Origin of the sequence: Actinacidiphila acidipaludis, assembly GCF_019890725.1 — a bacterium.
GTDB lineage: Bacteria > Actinomycetota > Actinomycetes > Streptomycetales > Streptomycetaceae > Actinacidiphila > Actinacidiphila acidipaludis.
The window spans coordinates 1-8659 of sequence record NZ_JAINZZ010000113.1 but is presented as its reverse complement, the minus strand read 5'-3'; the positions used below and the strand labels follow the sequence as shown (position 1 = coordinate 8659).

Annotated in this window: 9 protein-coding genes; 3 read left to right on the top strand and 6 right to left on the bottom strand. The window is 73.6% G+C overall.

Features of this window, described 5'->3' with window-relative positions; all coding sequences use genetic code 11:
- The 3 genes from K7862_RS36695 to K7862_RS36685 form a co-directional block, all read right to left on the bottom strand.
- On the bottom strand, positions 1 to 158 hold a 158-nt coding region (locus K7862_RS36695), incomplete at its 3' end, for an anhydro-N-acetylmuramic acid kinase (RefSeq protein ID WP_222970073.1).
- 133 nt (positions 159 to 291) lie between these two features.
- Positions 292 to 1878 carry a sodium:solute symporter gene (locus K7862_RS36690; protein WP_222970069.1) on the bottom strand — a complete coding sequence of 529 codons (1587 nt, stop codon included), beginning with the start codon at positions 1876 to 1878 and terminating at the stop codon, positions 292 to 294.
- A 100-nt stretch (positions 1879 to 1978) separates the two neighbouring features.
- Positions 1979 to 2971 (bottom strand): N-acetylglucosamine kinase, encoded by a 993-nt coding sequence (locus tag K7862_RS36685; RefSeq protein WP_222970067.1) that lies wholly within the window; start codon positions 2969 to 2971, stop codon positions 1979 to 1981.
- A gap of 199 nt (positions 2972 to 3170) precedes the next feature.
- Here K7862_RS36685 and K7862_RS36680 point away from each other — a divergent pair, with 199 nt between their 5' ends.
- On the top strand, positions 3171 to 4115 hold the full coding sequence (locus K7862_RS36680; RefSeq protein ID WP_222970065.1) for a MurR/RpiR family transcriptional regulator: 945 nt from the start codon (positions 3171 to 3173) through the stop codon (positions 4113 to 4115).
- 45 nt (positions 4116 to 4160) lie between these two features.
- Positions 4161 to 5114 (top strand): N-acetylmuramic acid 6-phosphate etherase, encoded by a 954-nt coding sequence (gene murQ / locus K7862_RS36675; protein WP_372461731.1) that lies wholly within the window; start codon positions 4161 to 4163, stop codon positions 5112 to 5114.
- Positions 5115 to 5176: 62 nt separating this feature from the next.
- Here the strand turns inward: murQ and K7862_RS36670 are convergent, their stop codons facing one another.
- From K7862_RS36670 to K7862_RS36660, 3 genes are all read right to left on the bottom strand, one after another.
- Complete coding sequence (locus K7862_RS36670; RefSeq protein ID WP_222970063.1) at positions 5177 to 5566, bottom strand: RidA family protein; 390 nt, start codon at positions 5564 to 5566, stop codon at positions 5177 to 5179.
- The gene (locus K7862_RS36665; RefSeq protein WP_222970061.1) at positions 5563 to 6690 is read right to left on the bottom strand and encodes a mandelate racemase/muconate lactonizing enzyme family protein; all 1128 of its coding nucleotides are present in this window, start codon (positions 6688 to 6690) and stop codon (positions 5563 to 5565) included. Before K7862_RS36665 ends, K7862_RS36670 begins: the two co-directional genes overlap by 4 nt.
- 98 nt (positions 6691 to 6788) lie before the next feature.
- Complete coding sequence (locus K7862_RS36660) at positions 6789 to 7553, bottom strand: creatininase family protein (RefSeq protein WP_222970059.1); 765 nt, start codon at positions 7551 to 7553, stop codon at positions 6789 to 6791.
- A gap of 41 nt (positions 7554 to 7594) precedes the next feature.
- On the opposite strand from K7862_RS36660, the gene K7862_RS36655 reads away from it, so the two are divergent.
- Complete coding sequence (locus tag K7862_RS36655; RefSeq protein WP_222970057.1) at positions 7595 to 8554, top strand: ROK family protein; 960 nt, start codon at positions 7595 to 7597, stop codon at positions 8552 to 8554.
- Positions 8555 to 8659 lie beyond the last annotated feature (105 nt).

The following is an 8659-nucleotide window of genomic DNA, read 5'->3' as shown; positions in this document are numbered from 1 at the left end:
AGGGCCGCGGTGATGGCGTCGCGCAGCTCCTGCGGGTACTGCGTGCTCACCCGGCCCAGAGGGCGGAGCACGAGAGTGTCGCCCTCCAGCGTGATGTCGGCCGCCGCGGCCTCGATCGCGTCGTAGGAGGTGCCGGACATCAGGCCGATGACGCGCATGGTGCTCCACTCGTTCGGAGGGCCGGGCCGGGCGCCGAGGCGGGGGCGAACCGCCGCGCGGCGTCCGGCCCGTCGGGCGGACGTGGGACCGGGCGGGGCGCGCCGGATCGCGGCTGCCCCGCCCGGAGTCGGGTCACGGCCTGCCGGCCGCCGTGTCGAGCGCGTCCGCGTCGGCGCCGTGGTCGGTGCCGTGGTCGGGGCCGTTGGCCTCCAGGGCCGGAGCCGCGGCCGGTGCGCCGTGGAACAGGCTCATCACTCCGCCGACGACGAGCGTGATCACGACGCCGATCGGCACCAGCCATTGTGCGGCGATCGCGGTGGGCACGGTCGCGCCGGCCACCGACACGTCGATCTTCACGTCGCGCACGATGTAGGTCATGACGCCCACCGTCACCACGAACGCGACGACCGCGTCGATCTCGTTGGCCCGCTTGACCAGCCGGCCCAGCAGGAACGCGCCGAGCAGCGCGCCGTAGGTGTACCCGGCGATGGTCAGACCGGTCAGGTAGACGTTGCCGGAGCTGGTGCTGAACGCACAGGCGAAGATCGCCATGAGCACCGCCCACACCAGGGTCATGACCCGGGCGAGCTTCAGCAGCGTCTCGTCGGAGGGCGACGCCTTGAAGAGGTTGTGCGCGATGTCCGAGACCGTCGAGTTCGACATCGAGTTGAGCGCCGAGGACAGCGAGCCCATCGCGGCGCCCAGGATGCCCGCCACGAGCAGGCCCGAGATGCCGACCGGCAGGCTGTGCAGGATGAACTGCGGGTACAGGTTGTCGGAGCTCTTCAGCCCGAGGTCCTTGAAGCTGGCACCCTTGTTGTACGACCAGAGCAGGGCGCCGACGAGCGAGAACGCGGCGAACTGGATCGTGACGAAGATGCCGGAGGCGATCATCGCCTTCTGGCCGTCCCGCAGGGTGCGGGTGGCCAGGATGCGCTGCACGATGAGCTGGTCGGAACCGTGGCTGGCCATCGCGAAGATGGCGCCGCCGATGATGGCGGTGGGCAGCGCGAACGAGCTCGTCAGGATGTGGTCCAGCGCGAAGTTGGTGTCGAAGAGCTTGAACTCGCCGTTGTGCAGGCCCTGGGAGAAGCCGTGGCCGCCGACGTGCCCGGTGAGCACCGCGACGGCGAGGATGGCGCCGCCGAGGTAGAGGCCCATCTGGATGGCGTCGGTCCAGATGACCGCCTTGATGCCGCCCAGGTAGGTGTAGACGACGGTGATCAGGGTGAGCACCAGGATGATGACCTTGTAGCCGGCGTGCACGCCGAGTTCGTCGAGGAGCAGCTTGATCGGGATGGCCGACGCGAACAGCCGCACGCCCTCGGCGAGCAGCCGGGTGAACACGAACGTCACCGACGCCAGGCCCTGGAGCTTCAGGCCGAAGCGGTGCCCGAGGTACTGGTAGGCGCTGACGAAGCCGCCCCGCTTGTACAGCGGGATCAGGACCGTGGCGACCACGATGCGGCCTATGACGTAGCCGAGGGCGAGTTCGACGTTGCCGAAGCCCTGGCCGCTGTAGGCGCCGCCGGGAACGCTGATGACCGTCAGGACGCTGGTCTCGGTGGCGACCACCGAGAACGACACGGTCCACCAGGGCATGTGACCCTCGCCGACGAAGTAGTCCTTCGCCGACTTCTGCCGTCCGGACAGGCGCAGGCCGATCCATGCGATGGCGACGAGGTAGACGGCGATCACCACGAGGTCGAGTTGACGCACGCTCACTCCTTACAACTGGCCGGTGGTGTCACCGGGGACGATGGGATCGGGTGGGCCGCCGGCCGGAGGGGGAGTCCGGCCCGAGCGGTGCGGCCCGGCCTCAGGGCGACGCCGCGAGGAGGTGGTTCCGGTCGGACCGGCCGGTCCGGCCGACGCGGACGACGAAGGGTTCGTGGGCGGCGCAGCCGCCGAGGGCCAGCCGCCGCGCCCCGTCCAGCGGGTCGCCGAGAGCCGGGCGGATGTCCAGCGGCGGCGTGGACCGCGCGAGCAGCGCGCGCAGGGGACCGGTGAGGGGTGCGCCGAGGTGGGTCAGGCCGCCGGTGAGGGCGACGGGCACCGGGCCGTCGCCGGCCACGGCGCGAGCGGCCGCGGCGACCGCCTCGGCCAGGTGGGCCGCGGCGTCGCGCAGGACGGCGGCGGCGACCGCGTCGCCGGAGGCCGCCGCGCCCGCGACCGAGGGGGCGAAGGAGGCCGCGGCCCGGGCCGGATTGCTCGTGCCGCCGACGGCCTGGGGCAGCCGGTCCAGAGGTCCGAACACGGCGGCCGCCGCGTCGGTCAGGGACGTCGCGGGGCCGCGGCCGTCCTGGGCGCGCAGCGCGGCGCTCAGGCCCGTGCGGCCGATCCACGCGCCGCTGCCCTCGTCGCCGAGCCAGGGACCCCAGCCGTCGACCCGGGCGAAGGTCCCGCCGTCGCCGAGGCCGATCGTGACGGCGCCGGTGCCCGCGGCGAGCACCACGCCGGTGGCTCCGCCGAGGGCGCCCGCGTGGGCGGTCACCGCGTCGCTGGTGACCGCGGCTTCGCCGACGGGCAGCTCCGCCAGGAGCAGCCCGGCCAGTTCACGGGCGGCCTCGGGGGCGGCGGCGGCTCCGGCCGCGCCCACGCAGATCCCGGCCGGACGCCGCTCGCCGAGGTGGGCCAGCAGCGGACGGGCCGCGCCGAGCACCGCGGACAGGGCCGCCGCGACACCGCCGGATTCGGCCAGTCCCGGTGCGCCGGGCGCCTCGCCCGCCGCCAGGGTCCGGCCGACCGGGCCGTCCCAGATCTGGGCACGGCAGCCGGTCTTGCCGAGGTCCACGGCCAGTACTGCCGACATCTCCCTGCCCTTCTCTTGCCGTTCGGGACCGCGGCCGGCGCGCCGTGACCTGTGACGGACGGCGTGCGGTGCAGTCGAGCGAGTATCGGAACAACCTCCTCCGGATGTCAATAAGTAACTTTGCATCGATCCGCACGTTACTTTTTGCCAACCGGTGGCCTGGAAGACTACGCTGACGCCCACCCATCCAGGAGGATCCATGGCCCGCCAGGTCTCACGTCGCACACCGGAGGAGTCGTCGCACGACCCCGCCGCGGTCGACGTCCTCAAGCGCATCCGCGGCGCGCTGCCCGACCTGGCACCCTCCGAGCGGCGCGTGGCCGACATCGTCCTGGCCGACCCGGCCCAGGCGGCGGGCCTGGCCATCAGCGCGCTGGCCGAGCGGGCCGCCACCTCGGCGGCGACGGTCCTGCGCTTCTGCCGGGCGGTGGGTCTGACCCACTACCCCCAACTGCGCCTGGCCCTGGCCGCGGCGGCGGCCCACGAGAACGCCCTCGGGGGTGACCGGCCCGCCCTGGGCACGGACATAAGCGCCGACGACCAGCTCGAGGACGTCGTCCGCAAGATCATCTACAACGAGGTCCGGGCGCTGGAGGAGTCCTGCGCCGGCATCGACATCGCCGAACTGGGCCGTGCGGTCGACGCCGTCGCCGGCGCCCGCAGGATCGACATCTTCGGCGTCGGCGCGAGCGCCTTCGTCGGCCAGGACCTCCAGCAGAAGCTGCACCGCATCGGCCTGATCGCCTTCATCTGGACCGACGTGCACGCGGCGCTGACCGCCGCCGCGCTGCTCGGCCCCGGCGACGTCGCCGTGGCGATCTCCCACTCCGGCGAGACCCCCGACGCCGTCGAGCCGCTGGAGGCGGCCCGCGAACTCGGCGCCACCACCGTGGCCCTCACCAACTTCCCGCGATCGAGTCTGGCCGACGGCGCCGACATCGTGCTGACCACCTGCGCCCGCGAGACGCCCTTCCGGTCCGGCGCGACGGTCAGCCGCATCGCCCAACTCGCGGTCGTCGACTGCCTGTTCGTCGGAGTGGCACAGCGCTCCTTCGACGTGACGGCCACAGCGCTCCAGCGGACCTACGGCGCCGTGCAACGACGCAAGCGCCCACCGGTCCGGCGCACCCCGTCGGGCGGCTGACCGCCGCCCGCGCCTGCACCACCCGGAAAGGAACGACGACGCCCCGTGGACACCAGCACGGCACGCAGCACGGCACTCAGCACGGACCTCAGCACGCTGGGCACCCTCGGCACCGAGACCCGCAACGAGCGCACCGCCCACCTCGACGGCATGCCGGTCGCGGACCTGCTCACCGCCATGAACGACGAGGACCAGACCGTGGCGCTCGCGGTGCGCCGGGCCCTGCCCCGGATCGCCGAAGCCGTCGCGGCCGCCGAGGCCGCGCTGCGGCGGGGCGGGCGGCTGATCTACCTCGGCGCGGGCACCAGCGGCCGGATCGGGCTTCTGGACGCCGTCGAGTGCCCGCCCACCTTCGGTACCGCGCCTGAGCAGGTCATGGGCCTGCTCGCGGGCGGCCCCGGCGCGTTCATCACCGCCGTCGAAGGAGCCGAGGACGACCCGGAACTGGCGGTGGCCGACCTCGAGGCGGCCGGACTGTCCTCCGCGGACGTGCTCGTCGGACTGGCCGCCAGCGGCCGCACGCCCTATGTGATCGGCGGCCTGCGCCACGCGCGCGCGACCGGCGCCGCCACGGTGTCCGTCGCCTGCAACGCGGACGCCGAGGTGAGCCGGCACGCCGACGTCGCCATCGAGGTCGTCACCGGCCCCGAAGTGCTCACCGGCTCCACCCGGCTGAAGGCCGGCACCGCCGAGAAACTCGTCTGCAACATGCTCTCCACGGCCACGATGGTCCGGCTGGGCAAGGTCTACGGGAACCTCATGGTCGACGTGCGGGCCACCAACGCCAAGCTCGTGGACCGGGCCCGGCGCATCGTCGTCCAGGCCACCGGCGCCGAACCGGACGACGCCGAGCGGGCCCTGGCGCAGGCCGGCGGTCACGCGAAGACCGCGATCGTGATGCTGCTGACCGGCATGACGTGCGACGAGGCCGCCGAGGCGTTGCGGCGCGGCGACGGCAGCATCCGGTCCGCGACCGGCACCGGCACCTTCACTGGCTGACCCTTCCTGGACGGCGTTCACGGCACGGGCCGCCCGGCCATCACGGCCGGGCGGCCCACTGCTCACTGGGGGAGGACTGCCACGACGTCGATCTCCACGAGGATGTCCATCAGGTCGGACCCGACGGTGGTGCGCACCGGGTACGGCTCGGTGAAGAACTCCCGGTAGACCGCGTCGTAGGCGCCGAAGTCGCGGCGCAGGTGCTGCAGATGGACCGTCACCTTGACCACGTCGTCCAGGGTCAGGCCCCGCGCGGCGAGCACCGCCCGGACGTTGCGCAGGACCTGCGCCGTCTGCTCCTCGACCGTCCCGGCCACCGCGCCGGTCGCCGGATCCTGCGGACCGAACCCGGACGTGAAGAGCAGCCCGCCCGCCAACACGCCCTGGCTGTACGCTCCCGCCGGACGCGGCGCCTCGCCGGTCCGTACCGCCTGCCTGCCGTGCCCGCTCATCGGGTCAGGTCTCCCTCGCGCTCGTTGACCGCGGCGAAGTGCCGCAGCTTGTCCTCGTCCACGGTCACGCCCAGGCCGGGCCCCTCCGGGACCCGGAGCCGCCCGCTCTCCAGGTGCAGCGGCTCGATGATGTCGTCGGCGTGCAGGTAGTACATGCTGTCGATGGCCCGTGAGAGCACCGGCGTACTGGCGACGACCGCGAGGTGCGCCGCGGTCGCGATGCCCAACTCGCCGCCGCTGTGCAGGTTCATGCCGAGCCCGAAGGTCTCGCAGTGCGCGGCGAGCGCCTTGGTGGCCGCGATGCCGCCCCATTTGTAGACGTCACCGTGGATGACGTCGACGGCGTTCAGCCGCATCGCGGGCGCGAACTCCTCGAACCGCACGACGCACATGTTGGTGCACAGCGGGATCCGGACCTTCGCCTTCACCTGGCTCATGCCCTCGATGCCGGAGCACGGGTCCTCCAGGTACTCCAGGTCCAGCTCCTCCAGGGCGATGCCCGCCCGCACCGAGTCCGGCACCGACCAGGCCGCGTTGGGGTCGACCCGCAGGTTCACCCCGGGAAGGGCCGCGCGCAGGGCCCGCAGGATGGCCACATCCCCCTGGACGTCCTTGGTGCCCTTGAGCTTGACGGCCTCGAAGCCGCCCTCGTCGACCACCCGCACGGCGTGCTCGGCCAGGGCCGCGGCCAGCGCCGGGCCGCTCGCCCCGGGGGCGTCGGCGCGTGTGACGAGGGCCGTGATCGGCACCTCGTCGCGGACCCGGCCGCCCAGCAGGTCCGTCACCGGCTGCCCGGTCGCCTTGCCCATCGCGTCCCAGCACGCCACGTCGATCGCGGCGAGCGCCGCGTACCCGAGGTAGCCGTGGAAGAACGGCACCATGTGATGCCTTCGATGGAAGCGTTCGAGCGCGAACGGACTGGTGCCGACGAGATCCTCGGCCAGCGTCCGGACGATCGCCGCGACCGGGCGTCCCCACATGGTCTCGCCCCACCCCTCGACGCCGCTGTCGGTCCTGATGCGCACCACCGTGCGGGTCTCTCCGGTCTTCGTCTCGAAAGAGCTGGTGAACGGGTTGACCAGCGGCAGGTTGACGACCCACACGTCGACATCGACGATCTTCATGCTTCTTCTCTCCAACTCGGTGGTGCCGGGCCCGGTCGTGCCGGATCCGGCGGTTGCGGGTGCGGCGGTTGCGGTTGCGGCGGGGACCGCGGCCCGGCTCAGCGGGTGGCCGCGTCGAACGCCCGGATCGCGCGGGCCAGTCCGGCGGCCCGTGCGTCCAGCAGCCGCCGGCCGCGCTCCGCGTCGGCCGACGACGCGTCGTCGGTCGACCCGCCGACCCTGGCCCACTCCCCGTGGCGCTCCACGGTCAGGCCCGGATACGGCGGGTTGTCGAACAGCGGCGGCGGCTCCACCGGTCCGCGGGCCGGAACCGGGGTGCGGACGAGGTCCGGGCGGGCCGCCAGCATCAGCGACGTCTCGAACCAGCCGGCGTGCCCGGGCGTGACGTCGGGCCGTTCCCCGTCGCCCTCCCCGGCCGTGACCGTCCAGTACGAGCAGGCGGCGACGGTGACGTCGGAGCGCAGCGCGAACCGCTTGACGGCCAGCCGCATCATCTCGTCGTTCCCGCCGTGCCCGTTGACCACCATGATCCGGCGGTAACCGGACGTGGCGAGCGAGTCCAGGACGTCGTCGAGCACCGCCCCCAGGGTGGCCGCGCTCAGCGACACCGCTGCGGCGAACAGGTGGTGCGGGCTGTGGCCGAAGGGCAGCGCGGGCAGCCGCACCAGCTCGGCGACGTCGCCCTCCCGCCCGAGCAGGGCCGTGGCCCGGTCGAGCACCTCCTCGGCGAGCAGGGTGTCGGTGCCCATGGGCAGATGGGCGGCGTGCTGTTCCTGGGAGCCGATGGGGAGCAGGGCGATCCCCCGCTCCCCGGCCGCGCGCACCTCCCGCCAGGTGGCCTCGGACAGTTTCCGGTGGATCACAGCGCTACCTTCCTCAATCCCGGTCGTGGCAGAGTCGGGCCATGACCGACGAACGTTTCCCCCTGCGCCTGGTGCCCGACCCCGAGCCGGAACCGGTCGCGCCGCGCGCTCCGCGCAGGCTGGGGGCGGTCGAACTGGTGCCGGGCCGCATCAGGGCCGCGGTGCTGGACATGTCCGGCAGAGTCCTGGAGCGGACCGAGACCGGCTACGACGCGGCGACCGCCGTGCCCGCCGACCTCGACGCCGCGCTCGCCCGTGCCGCCGGCGTGTTCGCCGGCGGCGCCCCGCAGGGCATCGGCGTCGCGGCGGCCGGTCTGGTGGACCCCGACGCGGGTCTGATCACCGAGGTCAACGACGTGCCGGCGCTGCGGGGCTACCCGGTGGCGGAGCGGCTGCGGGCGCTGACCGGAGTGCCGGTCAGGGTGGAGCACCACGCCCGGCTCCAGGTACTCGGCGACCGGTGGTTCGGTCCCGGCCGCGGCCGCCGCACCTTCGCGTCGGTCTCGACCGGCGAGGTGCTCGGCGTGGGCATCCTCTACGCCGGTCAGGTGCTCGCCCCGCCCGGCGGCCGCAGCGGCGCCCACATGACCGTCTCGGCCAGCGGGGAGCGCTGCACCTGCGGCAGCCGGGGATGCTGGAAGACCGTCGCCACCACCCGCTGGCTGCGGGCCCGGGCGCGGGCCGCGGGACTCGGGGACGCGATATCCCTCGGTGCGCTGGTGGAGCGCGAGGACGCGGCGGCCGGGCAGGTGCTCGCCGAGTACGCCGAGAACGTCGCCCTGGGACTGGTGAACATCCAGCAGCTCTTCGCGCCCGGCCTGTTCGTGCTGCACGGCGAGGCGCGCGAGGGCGGCGAGCGGTTCCGCGGGCTGATCGAGGAGCGGCTGCGCTCCGACGTCGTCTGGGACGGCGCCGAGCAGCCGCGGGTCCTGGTCAGCACGGCGGCCGTGGACGACGTGGCGCTGCTCGGCGGGGCCGGGATGGTGCTCTCGCAGGTGTAGCGGACGTGGGCCGGCTTGCCGGTCCGGTCCGTCCCGGTACCCGCTCATCGCGCGTCCCCGGAGTCCGCCGGACCGGCGGTTCCGGCGGCCCCCCCCATGTTCCCC

Bases quoted from the DNA above. Each gene is read 5' to 3' on its own strand.
- K7862_RS36670 (WP_222970063.1), bottom strand. From the start codon at position 5,566: ATGAGCGGGCACGGCAGGCAGGCGGTACGGACCGGCGAGGCGCCGCGT.
- K7862_RS36665 (WP_222970061.1), bottom strand. From the start codon at position 6,690: ATGAAGATCGTCGATGTCGACGTGTGGGTCGTCAACCTGCCGCTGGTC.
- K7862_RS36655 (WP_222970057.1), top strand. From the start codon at position 7,595: ATGACCGACGAACGTTTCCCCCTGCGCCTGGTGCCCGACCCCGAGCCG.
- K7862_RS36680 (WP_222970065.1), top strand. From the start codon at position 3,171: ATGGCCCGCCAGGTCTCACGTCGCACACCGGAGGAGTCGTCGCACGAC.
- K7862_RS36685 (WP_222970067.1), bottom strand. From the start codon at position 2,971: ATGTCGGCAGTACTGGCCGTGGACCTCGGCAAGACCGGCTGCCGTGCC.